General features: G+C 48.2%; 17 protein-coding genes. 8 read left to right on the top strand and 9 right to left on the bottom strand.

Features of this window, described 5'->3' with window-relative positions:
* Nucleotides 1-66 precede the first annotated feature (66 nt).
* Entirely contained in the window at nucleotides 67-540 is a 474-nt protein-coding gene (locus CAG64_RS21785; protein ID WP_161457395.1) for a CreA family protein, read from the bottom strand.
* A 139-nt stretch (nucleotides 541-679) separates the two neighbouring features.
* Between CAG64_RS21785 and CAG64_RS21780 the strand changes: the two genes are divergently transcribed.
* The 3 genes from CAG64_RS21780 (at nucleotide 680) to cutA (ending at nucleotide 2,811) form a co-directional block, all read left to right on the top strand.
* On the top strand, nucleotides 680-1,198 hold the full coding sequence (locus CAG64_RS21780) for a flavodoxin (RefSeq protein WP_202601000.1): 519 nt from the start codon (nucleotides 680-682) through the stop codon (nucleotides 1,196-1,198).
* A gap of 136 nt (nucleotides 1,199-1,334) precedes the next feature.
* Nucleotides 1,335-1,982, top strand: a complete 648-nt coding sequence (locus tag CAG64_RS21775) for an HAD-IA family hydrolase (protein WP_021705334.1) — start codon at nucleotides 1,335-1,337, stop codon at nucleotides 1,980-1,982.
* A gap of 505 nt (nucleotides 1,983-2,487) precedes the next feature.
* Nucleotides 2,488-2,811, top strand: coding sequence for a divalent-cation tolerance protein CutA (gene cutA, locus CAG64_RS21770; protein ID WP_040902565.1), 324 nt, complete (start codon nucleotides 2,488-2,490; stop codon nucleotides 2,809-2,811).
* Here the strand turns inward: cutA and CAG64_RS21765 are convergent.
* Nucleotides 2,808-3,425: a DUF2238 domain-containing protein gene (locus CAG64_RS21765; RefSeq protein WP_161457394.1), complete on the bottom strand. Its 618-nt coding sequence runs from the start codon at nucleotides 3,423-3,425 to the stop codon at nucleotides 2,808-2,810. The two genes, cutA and CAG64_RS21765, sit on opposite strands and share 4 nt — an antisense overlap.
* A 219-nt stretch (nucleotides 3,426-3,644) precedes the next feature.
* On the opposite strand from CAG64_RS21765, the gene CAG64_RS21760 reads away from it, so the two are divergent.
* Nucleotides 3,645-4,484 carry an isopenicillin N synthase family dioxygenase gene (locus tag CAG64_RS21760; protein WP_161457393.1) on the top strand — a complete coding sequence of 280 codons (840 nt, stop codon included), beginning with the start codon at nucleotides 3,645-3,647 and terminating at the stop codon, nucleotides 4,482-4,484.
* A gap of 129 nt (nucleotides 4,485-4,613) precedes the next feature.
* Nucleotides 4,614-5,237: a DNA-J related domain-containing protein gene (locus tag CAG64_RS21755; protein ID WP_161452487.1), complete on the top strand. Its 624-nt coding sequence runs from the start codon at nucleotides 4,614-4,616 to the stop codon at nucleotides 5,235-5,237.
* On the opposite strand, the gene CAG64_RS21750 is transcribed toward CAG64_RS21755, so the two are convergent.
* The 5 genes from CAG64_RS21750 to CAG64_RS21730 form a co-directional block, all read right to left on the bottom strand.
* Entirely contained in the window at nucleotides 5,226-5,750 is a 525-nt protein-coding gene (locus tag CAG64_RS21750) for a GNAT family N-acetyltransferase (protein ID WP_161452485.1), read from the bottom strand. The two genes, CAG64_RS21755 and CAG64_RS21750, sit on opposite strands and share 12 nt — an antisense overlap.
* Before the next feature lie 58 nt (nucleotides 5,751-5,808).
* Nucleotides 5,809-7,467, bottom strand: coding sequence for an ABC-ATPase domain-containing protein (locus CAG64_RS21745; protein ID WP_161457392.1), 1,659 nt, complete (start codon nucleotides 7,465-7,467; stop codon nucleotides 5,809-5,811).
* Between the two features lie 72 nt (nucleotides 7,468-7,539).
* Nucleotides 7,540-9,453 (bottom strand): sensor domain-containing phosphodiesterase, encoded by a 1,914-nt coding sequence (locus CAG64_RS21740; protein ID WP_161457391.1) that lies wholly within the window; start codon nucleotides 9,451-9,453, stop codon nucleotides 7,540-7,542.
* A gap of 197 nt (nucleotides 9,454-9,650) precedes the next feature.
* Complete coding sequence (gene fabV, locus CAG64_RS21735; protein ID WP_161457390.1) at nucleotides 9,651-10,838, bottom strand: enoyl-ACP reductase FabV; 1,188 nt, start codon at nucleotides 10,836-10,838, stop codon at nucleotides 9,651-9,653.
* Nucleotides 10,839-10,936: 98 nt separating this feature from the next.
* Nucleotides 10,937-11,539, bottom strand: a complete 603-nt coding sequence (locus tag CAG64_RS21730; RefSeq protein ID WP_021705325.1) for an arylesterase — start codon at nucleotides 11,537-11,539, stop codon at nucleotides 10,937-10,939.
* Between CAG64_RS21730 and CAG64_RS21725 the strand changes: the two genes are divergently transcribed.
* The 3 genes from CAG64_RS21725 to CAG64_RS21715 all read left to right on the top strand — a co-directional run bounded on the left by CAG64_RS21725 (nucleotide 11,538) and on the right by CAG64_RS21715 (nucleotide 16,404).
* A complete protein-coding gene (locus CAG64_RS21725; RefSeq protein ID WP_161457389.1) occupies nucleotides 11,538-12,212 on the top strand; it encodes an ABC transporter ATP-binding protein in 675 nt (224 codons plus the stop codon). The genes CAG64_RS21730 and CAG64_RS21725 overlap by 2 nt on opposite strands.
* A 2-nt stretch (nucleotides 12,213-12,214) precedes the next feature.
* Entirely contained in the window at nucleotides 12,215-14,653 is a 2,439-nt protein-coding gene (locus CAG64_RS21720; protein WP_161454173.1) for an ABC transporter permease, read from the top strand.
* A gap of 296 nt (nucleotides 14,654-14,949) precedes the next feature.
* Complete coding sequence (locus CAG64_RS21715) at nucleotides 14,950-16,404, top strand: FAD-dependent oxidoreductase (protein ID WP_161447587.1); 1,455 nt, start codon at nucleotides 14,950-14,952, stop codon at nucleotides 16,402-16,404.
* On the opposite strand, the gene CAG64_RS21710 is transcribed toward CAG64_RS21715, so the two are convergent.
* Together CAG64_RS21710 and CAG64_RS21705 are read right to left on the bottom strand one after the other, a co-directional pair.
* Nucleotides 16,385-17,320 (bottom strand): biotin-dependent carboxyltransferase family protein, encoded by a 936-nt coding sequence (locus CAG64_RS21710; RefSeq protein ID WP_161447588.1) that lies wholly within the window; start codon nucleotides 17,318-17,320, stop codon nucleotides 16,385-16,387. The genes CAG64_RS21715 and CAG64_RS21710 overlap by 20 nt on opposite strands.
* Nucleotides 17,317-18,021 carry a 5-oxoprolinase subunit B family protein gene (locus CAG64_RS21705; RefSeq protein WP_161447589.1) on the bottom strand — a complete coding sequence of 235 codons (705 nt, stop codon included), beginning with the start codon at nucleotides 18,019-18,021 and terminating at the stop codon, nucleotides 17,317-17,319. Before CAG64_RS21705 ends, CAG64_RS21710 begins: the two co-directional genes overlap by 4 nt.
* Nucleotides 18,022-18,024: the final 3 nt, after the last annotated feature.

Genomic DNA, 18,024 nt, shown 5'->3' with positions numbered 1-18,024 from the left:
TTTTCATCTTTATTACATAAAAAGGCGACAACGTGAGCAGTCGTCGCCTTCTTAGATTCTGGTTGATTATTTCTTATCTGTTGTGTATGCGCCGTAAGCTTTGGTTCCCCATAACGGCACGGTCGACAAGCTATGCTTAAAGCTGCCGGATGTTTCTTTGGTCGAATAGGAGATATACATCAGAGTTTGATTTTGCGCGTCCAGAATACGTCTGATTTTCATACTTTTAAAAAAGATGCTTTTTGATTTTTTAAATACCACTTCACCGGAAGCGGATTTGTCTATCTCAGCAATCATTTCCGGGGTGATTTCGCCAGTCTGACGACAGGAAATCGAACTGTCTGAAGGATCTGCCAGGCTCAAGTCGGCTTCAATGGAGGCGACGTGGCAAGTCACGCCACTGACAATAGGGTCCTGGAGGTAGTTAAGTTTAATGTCTTTCATCGTGAATAATCCCAGGCTGACGTCACCAACCTCGTCACCACTACAGCCAGCCAGCCCGAGCGAAATCATAGACACCAGGGTGATTTTCTTTAGCATTTCTTTTTCCTGTCAATGTTTTTACCCATGATAGCAGTTTGTTCAGACAAAGAAACGCTTAGAAAATAACTGCTTGCTCATCACATACGGGGTGGTATGCTGCCTGCATGATTTTAAGCCTTACTTGGGATGACTGACAATGGCAACTTCTGTGCAGGCTATCGCCGAACTCAAAAATAACTGGCTTGCCAGTCAGATCGATGTTGAATTTCCTACTCAGGAAAGTCTTGCTGGTCACTCTCTTTATCAAAAACGAGCCGCATTATTTACCTACCACGAATTGAGCCAGGATGAATTCGCAGGAAGCACACTGTTTCCGGAGCAAGACGTTTTCCTGGTCGACTTTCACCGCCTCACGGTGATGTTTGCTTTGCTTCAGGCGCAGGTTTGGGAAGGGGAGCAGGAACAGGCTTTGACGATCGAATTTTTCACCCAAATTATCTACTCCTCACCGTGTGACCTTTACCTTGGCTTTCAGTCTGGTGAACCTGTCGCGTGCGCTATTGTTACGCAACAAGAGTCGGCATCATTGATTTCTGATGTGGTAGCACAAGGAAACGATGCCCAACTGGCTCAGGCTTTTGCGTATTCCGTGGCACAAAAATGCCAGCTACCCCAGAGTGGGAAAACCGTTTACATCGAACAAGCTGATACTTGATGAATGAGAAAGAGTGATATTGTCTGAACTTTTGTCATTCACGCCGAGCAATACACTATTTCTGTTAACTGGATCCTTTATGCATGGCTATTAGCACCTATTATCGAATTTAGCGTTAGCAGCTTAGGTGACTTAAATGCATAAAAAAAAGGTGAAATGTGTCATTTTTGATTGTGATGGCACGTTAGTCGATAGTGAAAAATTGTGCTGCGAGGCGCTGGTCAATGTGTTTAACAGTTTTGGTGCCCGATATCGCTACGAAGATGCTCTGGCGAATTTTGAGGGGGGCAAGCTGGCGGATATTTTGGCTCAAACACGTGATCATTTGAATCTTCAGGTGTCCATTGATGTTCTGGAACCTCTTTATCGTGATGAAGTTCAAAAGCTTTTTGAGCACGGCCTTAAGGCGATGGATGGCGCTCAGGACATTCTTCAGATGCTCGATTCCAGACACATTGAGTACTGTGTTGCTACCAACGGCCCTCAGGAAAAGACCAAGCATGCCCTGATTTTGACGGGGTTAATGCCGTATTTTGAAGGTAAAGTGTTTTCTGCGTTTGATACCAATAGCTGGAAGCCGGAACCAGACCTCATTCGTTACTCTGCGATGAATATGGGTTTTACGCTGGAAGAGTGCTTATATATCGATGATACGCCGAAGGGGTTGGAGGCCGGGCTGCGCGCTGGCGTGAGGACATTGCAGTTACTCGGACCACACTCCAGAACCTACTCACACACCGTTCACGCGATCGACAATCTTAGGGATATCTCCCAATGGTTATAACGCGAAAATAAAGCCAAGCTGCGAATCAGTTTGGCTTTATTGTTTTCCGCCAGTGCAGTTTCAGTGTGACGTGCAGTTGGTGTTGTGAATGTAACTGGTTGAAGCTGAAGTTAGCCCTGAATTACTGACCGTGCGATGGATCTGGTTGATATTTTGCAGAAAGGAGCCACAGTGAGCGCACAGCATATTGTGACTGTTTTCCGAAATCAGAAATTCTTCACTTTCGCATAAAGGGCAGCACAATGTTGCGTTTGCATTGGTTTTTGGTGTGTTCATAAATCGTCTCAGCAAGCAAATAATAGATAGAAATGTTTTTTGTTATGCCTGACCATCATAGATGATCAGGTTTAATGCGGAGTTATATTGATAATCTTATTTGTGTACTTTGAGAGCCAATTCATAATTAATAGTGTGGTATTTATGCAAACGCAGAGCCGCAATCACCATTAGATCGAAAAATTTACCACGCCTGTGATGAAAGGCGTGCCAATCGGAGGGAATGAAGATGGAATCTGAAAAATTCTGTATTGTTCTGACCACAGTCAACAATCACCAAAACGCCGATCAGATCATCGAGAGTTTGTTGCGCCATCAACTGGCGGCATGCATCCAAACGATTCCTATCAACAGTCATTATGTTTGGGAAGGCGCTGTATGTCGTGATGACGAGATATTGATGGTGATTAAAACACGTTGTGCATGTTATGAGGCACTTGAACGAGAAGTGTTAGCGGTTCATGAATACGAAGTTCCGCAGATCGTACAAGTGCCGATTATCGATGGCTTCAATCCTTATTTAAGCTGGTTACAGGCCAATACGCAGGTTTAGCGAAACCGGGATTGCGCGATCATTATGCACAACGATGTGATCGCGCCCAATGTGTCACACAGCATGTCCTTTTGAGCATCCCAAATGTCGCCTTGAGATCCCAGAAAAGCGATGCCTTCATCCCCGCCAGCAACAGCCGCATACCACCATTCGATGATTTCATAGCCAGCTGCAACACTCATGATCGCGAACAAACCAAAAAAGCCAGCCAACACAGGTTTGCAATGCTTATTTCTGATTAAGTATTCAGCAATGGGATAAGCATACAGGCCAATAGAGAAGTGAGCCACGCGGTCAAAGTTATTCCTTTCTGAGCCAATTAACTGATTGAACCAGTCAAAGGGGACTTCAGCGAAGGTGTATTTTGCGCCAATAGTATGCAGTGCCAGCCAGATAAACATCATCACATAAGCAGTGTCACTAAAACGGAATTGCTGTGAGAGCGCATAGATGCCGCCAAGAATGAGCACAGCAGGGACGATTTCAGCTACCCATACCGCACGTGAAGAAGGCTCAATAGCACTGAAGATAAATAACACCCCGTAAAGAAGCGTCAATATAAGAAGAGTTCTGTTGTTTTTGAACGGTAATACAGTGGAATTGGTTGATGACATAGTGGCTCCTGCCTTTATCCATTCACAGAAGCATGACACACAATCGAACGTTGTTCAATTGTGTGTTTTTCCACACGACGTAAACGATTGCTGTTGAAAACATCGAAGATCGCTCAATAATTTCACAATTAAACTTCAGCATTTCATTAAAGTTTGATTTACAAACGGTGGGTATCTATTATCAGCCGCTCAAAGCCATTAATAACAAATAGTAAAGTCATGAAACTGGAAACTGTCGATTACCTTGCCGAAGATGCGGCGGAGCAATTTGTCAAATCACTACGTGAAACCGGATTCGGTGTTCTGAAAAATCACCCAATCCCACAAGAACTGGTTGAGTCTATCTATCAGAATTGGTACGAGTTTTTTAGTTCAGAACGCAAAAATGAATTCCAATTTAACGTTGATACCCAAGATGGCTACTTTCCACCAAGTGTCTCTGAAGTGGCTAAGGGCCATTCGGTCAAAGACATTAAAGAGTATTTTCATGTGTACCCTTGGGGGCAGATTCCTGAAGAGCTAAAAGTTCAGATTCTGGACTACTACCTGCGTGCGAATGAATTTGCCCAGACTCTGCTGAGCTGGGTTGAAGCACATGCGCCGAAAGACGTGCAAGAGAAGTTCTCTGTGGCTTTATCAGAGATGATCAATGGCAGTGACAAAACGTTGTTGCGTATTCTGCACTACCCACCAATGAGTGGTGATGAGGAGCCTGGTGCGATTCGTGCCGCTGCTCATGAAGACATCAACTTGTTGACAGTTCTGCCAGCCGCTAACGAGCCGGGTCTGCAAGTTAAAAGCCAGGAAGGTGAGTGGATTGATGTGCCATGTGATTTCGGTAATCTGATCATCAACATCGGAGATATGCTTCAGGAAGCGTCCGGTGGTTATTTCCCAAGCACGACACACCGAGTGATCAATCCGACGGGTGAACGTCAGGAGAAATCGCGTATTTCATTGCCTCTGTTCTTGCACCCAAAACCAGACGTGGTTCTGTCTGAACGCTATACCGCGCACAGCTACCTGATGGAGCGTCTGCGTGAACTGGGTGTTATCTAATCAAGCAACGAGCCAGCGAAAGCTGGCTTTTTTGTCGCAGAGATCAATTCCTTTGTTCCATGTGGCTGAATCTGGTGAATTTTGATCCTATAGTGAGAGAGCGACGACTTAAGGATCAAGCATTCGACTATGACTGAACAGCATCAACTTTCGGAACAATTTATACACGAAATCGAGAATCCACTACTGTGGCCTATTCTGGAAGTGTTGAAAGAGCAGCCCCAGGGCTGGAAAGTACACACGTTAGCTGCGCGTTTAAGTGAACTGGAATTGATGCCGGTATTGGATTCTTCTCCGGAGAAAGACCTGTTTAAGCGTAATTTCCTGATGATGAACGCGTTGTATCAACTGCAGGAAACACTCTATCCGCGACAGTGGCTGCAAGTGGAAGCCATGGACATTGAATTGACTTACGTTTTTCGCTCGTCAGGGCATGTGATCGACATGGAAGACCCATTGCGTGAGTATTACAGTGACTGGCACAACTATGAAGCGGAAGAAGGGGAAGTCAAACGCCTGCTGAATGAATTCTGGACCCGCTACCGGGATTTTGTTGGTAGTAAAGAAATCGGGAATCTGGATAAAGCTAAAGCGCTGAGATTATTCGACTTACCGCTGGACGCCACTTCGGCCGAAATACGGAAACGCTGGCGAAAGCTGGCTTTAAAATGGCATCCCGATCGTGAGAACGGCAACAGTGAGCAGTTTCGGATCCTTTGCTCTGCCTGGAATGTTCTCCGTTCAGAGTACTGAGCCGAACAATCGCACTGGCTGGACGTTAGTGCCCCGTAATATGTCGGGTTGATCACTTAGTTCAAACTCTATTAATCCTAAACGCTGACACAGCATAACCGCAGGTCGATTCTCCACCAAAGTGTCAGCGTAAATGCGCTTAATGCCATAACTGGCGATACCAAATTCCAGCAACGTAGTCATCGCTTCAAACGCATACCCTTTACCGTGTTCATTAACATTAAGGCCAAATCCAATAGCGGCGTTGGCGTTGTCTTCTAGGCGCATGCCTGCAACCCCAATCAGTCGTTGGCTTGCCTTCTCGACAATGGCCAAATGATAGCGGGAGCGTGGAGTCATTGTCGCTTCGTTGATAAACTCAGCGACTCTCGTTGTCAGGGCGTCCTGAGTATGGTCTGAAGGATGATAGAACCGCTGGTAGTGCGGATGTTGGCACTGGGCGATAAATGTATCTCGGTCATCTGGAGTGAAATCTCTTAATATCAGACGTGACGTAGTCAGCGAAAATGGCATCTTGTGTCCTTGCAAAAAAGCCGATGCTGACGCATCGGCGTTTTAATTCCAGCGAGTGTTATTTAGCCGGTTTGAATTGAGATTTACGCATTCGGTTGAGCGCGGCCATGGTATCCAGAACACGAGGGCGTGCCAGATCGCCATGATTTGGAATAATGCTGTACCACTGTGTGCTATGTAGCATTGCTGCCAGCTCTTTAGCAGGATTTTCCGACCAGCCAGGGAGCTGCGCTAACTGGAACCACAGCCAACCAATGGCGTTCACTTCATTGGCCGATTCTAACTGCTCAAGTGCAGATAAATCCGTGAACTCTTTGCCAAAACGCAATGAGTCTTTCCCCTTAGCGTTAATGCGAAACTTGCCGTCTGCCAGAATGGCCTGCAAATTGGCGCGGTTTAACGCGCGTGGGCGGAACGTGTCCAGCGGTGTCTCACATTCGTTGTGACGCATGGTCGGGTGTTGCTTGATGACTTGCTGTGCTTTTTCTGTGACGTCAACAGCCTGATAGTCGTGCATTTGTATTACGGTATCGGCCACATCCAGATAATCACCAGAGCCACCCATAACGATAATGGTTGAGATATCGAGCTCATCACGTAATTGCCCGATACGATCAACCAGAGGGGTTATTGGCTCATCACCTTTCGCCACCAGAGCCTGCATCCGTTCGTCGCGGATCATGAAGTTTGTCGCAGACGTATCTTCATCAATCAGCAGAGTGGAGGCGCCGGACTCGATAGACTCTTGAAGCCAGGCCGCCTGTGACGTTGAACCGGATGCATCTTGTGTGGTGAAGTCCGCGGTGTCTTTGTCCATCGGCAGATGATTGATGTAGTTTGAGAGGTTGAGGTGGTGAACGCACCGGCCATCTTCCGCACGGATTTTCATTGCATTGTAATCCGTAACAATACGTTCACGACCGTCACCCGGAATGTGGTTGTAAATGGATCTCTCTATGGCATTCAGCAACGTCGACTTACCGTGAAAACCACCACCGACAATCAGTGTGATGCCCTTCGGAATGCCCATGCCGAGTATTTTCCCTTGATTCGGCGTATCAAGTTCGATTTGAAGTGCTTGAGGCGACACAAACGCCACGGCTTCTTTCATCGGTAGATCGCAGTTACCAGCGACACGAGGCAGAACACTGCCGTTCCCTACGAACGCAGCGAGATCATGTTCGTCTAACTGAGCACGCAGGGCTTCCTGATCTTCGACCACCTCACAATGTTGGATCAGTGCTGCTTTATCAAGCTCTCGCTCCAACGTGGCGCGGCGAAGAAACTTAGGCAAATGGAATGTGAGAATGTTATTGGCTTTCTTACCCAGAACACTGCGGCCTTCAGCGGGCAGGTTAAGACGAAAACGCAGCTCTATGCCTTCTTCGGTAAACAATACCGCGGTGTTATCCAGTACAGTTTGTCCGGTCAGTGCGATGCTGACACTGTTTTCCTGCTTAGCAAATTCAGCGAAACTGCGGGCAATAAAGTCGCGGGCGGCCATCTGATAGGCAGGAGACTCATCCAGAAGCCACTCCAGTCCGGTAAGGGGCCAGGCACGAAGAGCGCGTAGACGCGACGCTGAAGCATACGGATCGCCCTGGACATAATCGATGAACAGACGAAAGTCGCCGAAGTCATATTCACCTTTGATTTGTTGATAGGCGCGGTAGTTTTGTTTTTCTATTTTTTTCAGGGTCGCGGTTAACTGATCCATGATGACTGCCTGGTAAGATGGAGAAAGGCGGGGATTATAGGAATCACCGCCCGGTGAGTAAAGGAGATGATGCTATTGTGGGTAACGAATTTCAATGCTACCAGTGTAATTTTGGTTGTTCAGGCAGGCTTCAAATTCATCACAAGGCATGGGTAACCCATAAAAATAGCCCTGACCAAAGTCGCAGCCTTCTTCAATAATAAACTGCTCATGCTGCTGACTTTCGATGCCTTCGACGGTCACTTTCAGCTCAAGTTTCTTTGCGACGTTGACGATAGAACGGACGATCTCTTTGTCATCATCACTACTGTCCAACTGCTGCATAAAGCTCTTGTCGATTTTAATGGCGTCAAAAGGGAATTTTTTCAGATAGTTGAAAGAGGAATAACCGGTGCCGAAGTCATCAAGTGACAATGTCACTCCTAGTTGGTGCAACGCTTCTAAGCTGTTTTGGGCCACATGTTCGTCTGCAATTAAGCTGCTTTCGGTCACTTCGAGTTCCAGATAATGAGCGGGAAGCTGATACGTATGCAGCAGTTCGTTGACCTGCTCTGCAAACAGTGGATTTTTCAATTGCATGGCAGAGATATTCACCGCCAGCTTGAAGTCATCGATACGAGGAGCCCATTCGGCGGCTTTTTCGATCGCAGCCCGTAATACAAAGTTGCCGACTTCAAAAATTAACCCATTTTGCTCCGCCATATGAATCAATGTTTCATTACTGATATCCCCTAGAATCGGGTGCTTCCAGCGCAGTAGCGCTTCCGCTCCGGACCAGCGATGTGTGACGGGTGATACTTTAGGTTGAAAATAGAGCAGCAAGTCGTCGTTGCGTACCGCTTGCAGAAGGTAACCCTCAAGCTGGCTGATGTGTGACTGTGAAGCGGACAGATCCTGTGAGTAAAAGCTGTACTTATGCCCCGAATCTTTACACGACAGCATTGCCTCTGTGGCGTGTTTGAGTAGGGTTGTGCCGTTGATGCCCGGCGTGGCTTTGGCAATCCCGATGAAAGAGTGGAGTAGCAGTTGTTCGCCGTCCACCTCAAATTCCTGATACCCCAGTTCCACCAGCGCCAGACATAAGCGGTGTAAGCTGTCGTCCAGATGCTGACTTTTTACAACCAGAACGATATCGGTAGAGGTCGGTCGCGCCGTAATGGCTTCGTACTGAGAAAGGTCACCCAGGCGTTCCCGATACTGCACCAGCACCTTTTCCCAGATGGAATAACTGTATTTGGACTGTACACGTCGTGCATTGGTGAAGCCGATGTGGATCAGCGCTAATGGTTTGATGTTCTGATCCGCACTTTTCAGCTGGGTATCCAGCTCGGCTTCGAGTGCTTTTCGGTTGAGAAAACCAGTCCCCATATCATGTCGTTTTCGGTAAGCGACTTCCTGCTCTGCAGCTCGTCGGCGGTCAATCTCCTGATTCAGTGAATAGTTCAGATCGACTAAATCTTTTGTTCTGGTGTCGACCCTGGAGCGTAACTCTTCATTTAACACCTGGAGTTTCTCTTTCTGGTAGACGGTCGTGAGTTGAGATTCGATTGAGTCACGAAAGCTCGCCAGCAGTTGGCGGTAAAGATCGTTGAAATGGTTTTCTTGGGTATCCAACACGCAAATGGTGCCAAACGGTGAATTGTCTGGCCAGTTTATCGGAATGCCACAATAGGCAATCATACCGAGCGCTACATCGGGGTTATCACGCCACTCGGGATCAGACAGAGCGTTCGGAACCAAGAGTTCACGCTGCTCGTTTATCACCGTTTCACAGTACAAACCTTGTCCTAATGATTCAGAGTCTCCTGTTTTATAGGGATTGGTGGTATTGCTGCTGCTAGAAAACACTTCGATATGCTGATCATGGATACGCATGACCAAGGCTGAGGGAACTTCAACAATGTCAGCAAGCAAATTGACGATCGTCTGCCAGCCGCTGAGCATCTCCGAAGGGATCGATAACTCGCGAGTATTGATTTTTGACATACATTCTTCCTTGTTGCGGCCAAACCGTGCTTCCGTGCACCAGATGTTACGACTAAAACGTCAAGCAATAACGGGCTGCTTTTTTATTTAATTATTATAGAGATTGACAATAATGTACGAAAAAATGCCCCACTTTGAGGTGGGGCACACAAGGAATTGGTCAAGTCTCAGCATTGAGATGAGATTAAAAAAGCGTATCAATCCGTAAACGCGGTGAGATCGACATCCTGATTGTAATCCACTTGCTCATAACCAAAGCCGTTCAGATGCAGGAACTCCTGTTTATATCCGGCATAGTCACCAAGCTGTTGGAAGTTGCTCTGGTTGAGTTTGCCAAGGAGTGCACGAACTTTTTCCTGCGTATCGGGATTTAACTCCCAGTCATCCATTCTCACCAGCCGTTCTCCGTCGACCGGAACACCAGCCCGGCAGTAGAGTTTTTCCTCAAACAGGCGGTGCATTTGTTCGATACAGCCTTCATGGGTTCCTTTTTCTTTCATGACTTTGTACAAGGCAATCATGTAAGGGCTAAGACCTGGGATAAACACGCTTGCTTTGGTGACTAGGGCCTTACACACTGTGGCATAAGCGCCACCGTTATAGTTTGCCAGTTTTAGATTGAGCGAGTGACTGGTTTGGTGCAGGTCGACCTTGGCACGGCCCAGTGTGCCGTCGAGGTAAATAGAGTGTGTGACCTCGGGGCCAATATAGGAGAAGGCGATGGTTTTGCACCCCTCGGCGATGGAGTCATTATTGATCAGCGTGTCAATCCAATCTTCCCAGTCTTCGCCTCCCATGACTTTAATGGTGGCTTCGATTTCCTTCTCTGAAGCGGGCTCTAACTGAGAATCGATCCATTGATCGTTTTCCAACAAAATCGACGATCCCGACACCGGTTCGCCAATCGGCTTAATCGCCGAACGCCAGAGCTCGCCAGTCTCTGGATTTGGTCGAACTCCGGTTGCAAGGCTGTATATCACCAAATCAACTTCGCCTTCAAAATAGGTTTCGATGGCTTCAATCACTTCGTTTCTTACCTGCTGGGAAAAGGCATCACCGTTTATATTGATGGCAACCCGGCCTTCTTTTTCTGCGTGTTGTTTAAAGAAATGATTGTTGTACCAGCCAGCACTGCCAACGCCTTTATCTGACGGGCCACGCTCAAAAGAGACGCCGATGGTGTCAGCATTCGCGCCGAAAGTCAGCGCAATGCGTGCCGCCAGCCCGAAGCCGGATGATGCGCCGAGAATCAGAACGCGCTTCGGTCCGTGGGCGATCGGTTTGGCAGATTTTACGTATTGAATTTGTTGAAGAACGGCTTGTTCGCAGCCGGATGGATGAGCGGAACGTGCAACCACGCCCTGAATAATAGGTTCAATCATCATATGTTGTGCACCTGCCCGGTGTAAGTGATCAGGATAAGTACACAACATAGCGTAAAGTTGAGTAAAGTTTATTGAGCTAAACCATTAAATAGTCAGGCTTAGAGTAAATCGACGATTGAATCTGCGACAAATTCGGCAATCCAGGACTGAGCTTCAGGTTTTGGGTGCAGGCCATCATCCATAATCCACTGTGGATTACTGGTGATGATGCCTTCGAGGAAAAACGGGATCAACGCTACCGAGCGATCAGTGGCCAGCTCAGGGTAAATACCGGAAAACGCTTGGGTATAGCGTTTGCCATAGTTAGGCAGAACGTGAATTTGCATCAGAATAGGCGTTGCACCAGCGGCTTCTATGGTATCAATAATGGTGTTGAGATTCTGCTTAATGATAGGGGGAGCGAAACCACGCAGCCCGTCATTGGCGCCGAGCTCGATCAACACACTATCAGGCTTATGCTGATCCAGCAGTTGTGGCAATCGGGCGAGACCGTTTCCCGTGGTGTCACCAGAGATGCTGCCATTGATCACATCGACCGGTTTGCCTTTTTGTACCAACACATCCGGTAACAAGCTGGGCCATGCTTTTTCAATAGGCATTTGATAGCCTGCACTGAGGCTGTCGCCCAGAATTAACAGTGTTTCAGCACGCGTTTGAACCGAAAATATCAGAATAAAAATCAAGGAAAGTAGTCGAATCATGCAAACATCCGTTATTAAAGCTGAGTCTCTTAGTAAAGTAGTCTCCACTAAACAGGAAAGTTTAACAATCTTAACCAACATAAATCTGGACATTAAAAATGGTGAGAGTGTGGCGATTGTCGGAACGTCAGGCGCAGGAAAATCGACCCTAATGACATTGTTGGCCGGATTAGATACAGCGACCGGTGGAGACGTTGAATTGTTGGGGCAGTCTTTGTCGCAACTAGACGATGAGGCCAGAGCGGCAATCCGCAGTCAGTCCGTCGGTTTCGTGTTTCAGAGCTTCCTGTTAATTCCGAGCTTAACGGCGCTGGAGAACGTAACATTGCCGTGTTTGCTCAAAGGTGAAGAAGAAGACACTGAGCGTGCACGGGAACTGCTGTGTTCTGTTGGATTGGAACATCGGATGGATCATTCACCATCGCAACTTTCGGGTGGTGAACAACAACGTGTTGCTCTGGCACGGGCGTTCATGATTCAGCCTAAGATTCTGTTTGCGGATGAGCCTACTGGCAACCTGGATCAGAAAACCGCAGCCAAAGTTATCGAGTTACTTTTCGACCTCAACCAACAACACGGCACAACGCTGGTTCTGGTTACCCACGATATCAATCTTGCCCAGCGCTGTGACCGCCGACTGCATATCCAGTCAGGTCGGTTGGAGGAGGCATGAGTATGTCTGGCACGGTGAATCAGTCCAATAGACGTATCTGGTCGTGGAGCTGGAATGAAATCCGCCATGGACAGTTGTGGCCCATTTCAGTCGCGTTGACCTTAATCATCGCCTGTATTTTTGCTTTGTCTGCTCTGGCAGAACGCATGGAACAGGTGGTTGTAAAACAGGGGAAAGAAGCGTTAACCGCAGACAGTGTTTACGTCAGCGCCAATCCAGTTCCACCAGCGTTGCAGGCGGCGGCACGAAATCAGCAACTGAACACCTCTGTTATGACACGCTTTGCCACCATGGCTTTTAGTGAACAGACCATGCAGTTGGTAACCGTAAAAGCAGTGCAAGAAAATTATCCCTTGCGCGGTGAGATGCGTTTGTCGGACGGGAAAATAGAGCGCCAACATGTCAAGCCAGGCGAGTTGTGGCTTGATGAACGGGTATTCAATCTGCTTGAGGTCACTATTGGTGACAAGGTCACGTTAGGTGACGCCGATTTTGTGATAACAGGCCGTATCGTTGAAGAGCCAGGCTTGAGCTTCAACCCGTTTCAGCAGATGCCGGCGGTGTTGATCAATCAGGCCGATGTGGAGAAGACCGGTGCTGTGCAACTGGGAAGTCGAGTTCGTTACAGTTTGTTCGTTAATGGTACGGATGAGCAAATTGAAACACTCAAAGCGTCATCAACGTTAACACCGAGCGATCGCTGGCGCGATCAGAACTCAGCCAGTCGGACCAACGAAGTATTCCAGCGTACCGAACAGTATCTGTCACTGACGGTGGCGATAGTGGTGATTATGGCCGCTACGACACTGGTACTCACGTGTCAGCATTACGTTTCGACCAGGAAAAAGACCATTGCTATGTTGAAAAGTCTCGGGGCAAGCCGCCGCTGGATTCGGCGTTGGTTGTCAACCCAGGTACTGATTCTGTCTTTGATTGCTTCTGTCTTTGGCATCATCATTGGCATATTACTTGAAGTTCTCCTGCGCATACCTCTAACGGATTTGTTGCCCAATCCGCTGCCGGGGTATGGAATGGTACCGGCGCTGTTGGCGATTGGGGCCAGTGTATTGATTGCTGTTCCGGCACTTGGCATCCCGTTGCTGTCGTTGCTGAATATCAACGCGGTCAATGTGATGCAACCTCAGGCTGATGACAAAACCAACCGGCGTTATGCCTGGCTGATACTGGTTCCTCTGCTGCCAATGGTTTACGCCTACAGCGACAATCGTTTGGTGTGGATTGTACTGCTGGGTATTTTAGTGTTGTTCATTGTGCTGGGGATGCTGTCGGTGTTGGTGACCCGTAGTCTGACGCGTCTGCCATTGTCGACATCGTTTAAACTGGCGCTAAGCCGCATCAACCGATCCTCTCTGTCTTCCGGCGTTCAGTTTGGCGCACTAGCCCTGTCACTGATGTTGTTGGCGGTAATGTGGCTGGTTCGCACAGATTTGCTTAGCGATTGGCAGCGAACCATTCCTCCTGATGCCCCCAACGCATTTGCATTAAACATCGCTTCTTACGAAAAAGACGCTTACCTCAACGCCCTCGATAGCGCGAGTGTCGACCGCTCAGAAGCCTATCCGATTATTCGCGGACGCTTATCGAAAGTAAATGGCGAAGACGCCAAACAAGTCGCCAATGGTGGGGAGGCAAGTGATGCCTTGCGTCGTGAAATTAACTTTACCTGGGCAGACGATGTGCCTGAGCACAACGACTTATTACAAGGGGAGTGGACGGATGACAATGGGGTTTCGGTAGAGTCTGATGTGGCGAGCGATTTGGGATTGATGCTTGGTGATGAACTGACGTTTGTCATTAACGGGCAAACGCTCAGCGCCAGAGTTAACTCAATCCGTCATGTGGAATGGCGAGACATGAAACCTAATTTTTACTTCATTTTCACTCCGGATGTGCTGAGCAGCATTCCGGCCACCTGGTTAGTCAGTTTCCGGATCGATCAACAGCATGATGCGTTGGTCACGTCATTGTCGCGCAATCATCCCACGGTCAGCCTGATGGATATTCGCAGCATGGGGGCCAAAATCCAGCAGTTATTAACACAGATTGTCTGGTCGATAACTTTACTTGCGGCTATTGGTGTAGTGGCTGGGCTGTTACTGATTTTCACTCTGCTGCGGCTGAGTTTGTCACAACGCCAAGACGAAATTCGCCTCTACCGGACGTTAGGTGCGAGTAAAAAACGGGTGACACGCACTATCTGGGCGGAATATGGACTGATGGCGTTGATTGCAGGTGTGGTTGCCAGTTTCGGTTCGGAGCTGGTTGTCGCCGGTGTGATGAAATTTGGGTTTGAATTGTCCCCAGCGCTGCACCTTTCCATGTGGTTAATGTTGCCTCTGGCTACTTTTTGCACACTTTTTGTGGTGGTGAGTAGTTTAATAAAAAGGCTATTAACCCCTGTAAATAAAGAGTTTAGTTAAGTCAAGTCGGGGATGTTTTTCTAGTTATCCACAAAAACAGTGGATAAGCTATGGGATAACTCAAACTGTAGATAACTGGCCATTTGTCCTAGCCCAATAACTACGGACTTTTGGCCAGTTTTGTTATTCACATGGTTAAAAAAACGCCTCTGGCAAATATGTCCGTCAAGCCTTTTTTTTAATTTTTACGTCTTGCAACTGAAATATATCTGAACTAAAGACGCGAAAAAAATGTGATTTTTTTAATGGCATAAAGGCTTTAGAATATCGGCAGAATTTGAGTGTCAGCAGTTTTAATGTCTCACCTAAGTAAACATACATCGCCTGCACACGTCGCCGTGATCGGTGGAGGTGTCGCCGGAGCAACCGCAGCACTGCACCTGGCAGAAAGAGGTGTGCGTGTCTCACTGATCGAAAAAAGTGATGGATTAGTCAACGGACCACCGATCTGTCATTTGCATGCTGGGGGCAACCTCTATCGAGAAATCTCCCAGCAGCAGTGCATCGAACTGTTAAAGCAGTCCATCGAATCTGTACGTTTGTATCGACATACACTGAATGTGAGGCCAACAATTATTGCGGTACCACACAGTGATGGCGGTCAGCCAGAAGAGCTCTTGCCGAGGTTGACAGTGGTTGCTGATTCCTACCGTGAGTTGGTCGAACAGAACGAAGCCAATCGAGTGCTAGGCGATCCTGAAGACTATTATCGAGTTTATGAAAAATCAGAGCTGTTGGCTCTGAAACAACAGGTTCAGCCGAAATGTCCGATCACATTTGATGAATGGATAATCCCGTTTGCTAAACGAGTGGATCTGGAGCAACTCAAGTTTCCAGTAGTGATGGTCAACGAATTTGGTTGGAGCGTATTTCGTTTAGCTGCGACTGCGACACTGGCATTTGACCAGATGCCCCATTGTGATGTTCAGCTGAATACGCGTTTGATAAGCGCAAGCCATGATGGCCAAGAGTGGCGCCTGACGTGTAAAGATAATCAAGACAACGTATCCCAACTTAAGGCCGACTATCTGGTCAATGCCTGCGGATACGAAACTGGAAAACTGGACGATCAGGCCGGGTTTAAACGCAAAAGGCTGGTGGAATTTAAAGCCGCGTATGTTACGCAGTGGCCACAGTGTGAAGAACAGTGGCCCGAAGTGATTTTTCATGGTCCAAGAGGCACGTCAAAAGGCATGGCGCAACTGACGCCATACGCTGACAACGTGTTCCAGTTGCATGGCATGACAGAAGAGATCACGCTGTTTAAAAACGGCTTGGTTGGATCCTCCACCACTTCTTCTCAACCACAGTTGCCCCTTGAGTTGCAACGCAAAATGGACACCGGTTGGTTGGAAGATATCAGCGAACGTCGCAGCGTGCGCGCGATTGAGCACGTGGCTCAGTTTATTCCCGGATACCAGACAGCGACGCCAATGGGAAAACCTTTGTACGGCGCGCAGCAGATTCCCGGGGATGATGCGACTTTGCGAGCGGCGGATGTAACGTTTGAAGCCAACGGGTATGCCAGACTGGAGGTGGTTAAGGGTTCATCTGCATTAGAAGCGGCGCGAAAACTCGTGCAGCACTGGCAATTGGATGATGGCGATACGGCTTCTATTGAAGCATTGCACCCGGTGTCTCTGTCGTTAACGGCAGATGCCATCGAAAACCAGGCGATCGTTCTGGCGGAGCAGCGAGGTTATCCGTCTGCGCTGGCTAAAGTGGTTGGGATCAATAACCAAAAAACTTAGCCCACTTGCACCAGGCATCTTGCAGTCCCAGTAAATCGCCTGGTGTGAAACTCACCGACTGACCTGGCTTCGCCTGTGCAAGGCGGGGAAGATCAATTCTGGCTACACAGCCGATTTTGGGGTACCCACCGATGGTTTGTCGATCGTTTAACAGCACGATCGGTTGCCCATCCGGGGGCACCTGAATCGCCCCTAAAGCAATCCCTTCACTGAGTATCGCCTGCTGAGGCGCAGGGATTGTGCTGCCTGTCAGGCGATAGCCCATCCGGCTGCAATGCTGGCTGATCTGGAATGTACGTTGATACATTGCGTTTTTGGCGTCATTGTCGAACTGATCAAATTGATAGCTTTCAATCACGCGCAACGTGATCGGTAAGTTGTAGTTGGGCTGAAAGCGAAAAGACACCTCTCTCAATGGCGTATTGCAGCGGTGCTCGTGAAAGTACAGTTGATCACCTTTTTCCAGCGCCCGGCCATTAGAATGTAGGCCCCCCAGTTTATCTTTGGCCACTGTCGCGCAGCTGCCCAGTTGCAACGGAACATCGAATCCGCCTTTGATGGCTAAGTAAGCTCGCAAGCCATTTTTAGGCAAACCAAAGCTGAGTGTTTGCCCACGGCGCATTACGAATACCGACCAGTTGGGTAAGCGAACTCCATCCAGTTTGGCCTGCAAGTCTCCGCCACATAATGCCAACTGGCATTTGTCTTGCGCAACGAATTCGGCCTGACCCAATGTGATTTCCAGCGCGGCACAATTGATGTCGTTATCCAGTAAATGATTTGCCCAACTGTAGGCGTAGTCATCCACTGGGCCTCCGGGAACAATACCGATCTGTGTGACGCCGTAACGACCAAAGTCTTGAACCAGAGTTAATTGACCGGGCTTTTTCACCTCTAGGTGAGGGCGGTGTCTCATACAAAATCTTCCTTGTGGATAGTGCCACCCAGTTCGATGAATTCGGCTTGGCTAATGGGTTTGAATCGCACTTTCTGACCAACAGTGAACGGAATCATCGGCTCTTGGTTAGGGGAATAAAGCGCCAGTGGGCAGTTGCCGATGACGTTCCACCCTCCGGGCGAACTGTCGGGATACACTGCGGTTTGTTTTTCAGCGATCGCAATGCTGCCTTTAGGCAGTGACAGGCGTGGCGTGTCTTTTCTGGGGAGCTTTAACTGCGGATCGACTTCGGTCAAAAACGCAAAACCGGGCGCAAAACCAATCGCTCCGACCGTATATTGCTTGTCCGAATGAAGGCGAATCACATCCTCGAGTGATAAACCTCTGTCGAAATAAAGTGTTAAGTCCGGCCCGACGGATAGATCGTAGTAAGCCGGAAGCTCAATTGTATCGCTGTGCGCGTTCAGTTGTGGCTGGAGAGAATTGATCAAAGTTTCTGTCCTGGTACAGAAATCAAAGATAGAAATGCGGTGCGGTAAGTAATCAATCAGAATGGTGTTGTATGAGGGGGTAATGTTCATCAACCACTCTGCCAGTTCTGCCTGTAGTGCGTCACTGACGCAACGCACTAACTGAGACGTTTCAGCATTGGGTTCGTGTTCGAATACAATCAGAATGCTGCATTCTGCGATAGGTTCTATTCGGTAATCGAAATCCAATCT

It is taken from the genome of Vibrio sp. V38_P2S17PM301 (assembly GCF_009904845.1).
GTDB classification, from domain to species: domain Bacteria; phylum Pseudomonadota; class Gammaproteobacteria; order Enterobacterales; family Vibrionaceae; genus Vibrio; species Vibrio proteolyticus.
This window is presented reverse-complemented; position numbering and strand designations above follow the sequence as displayed.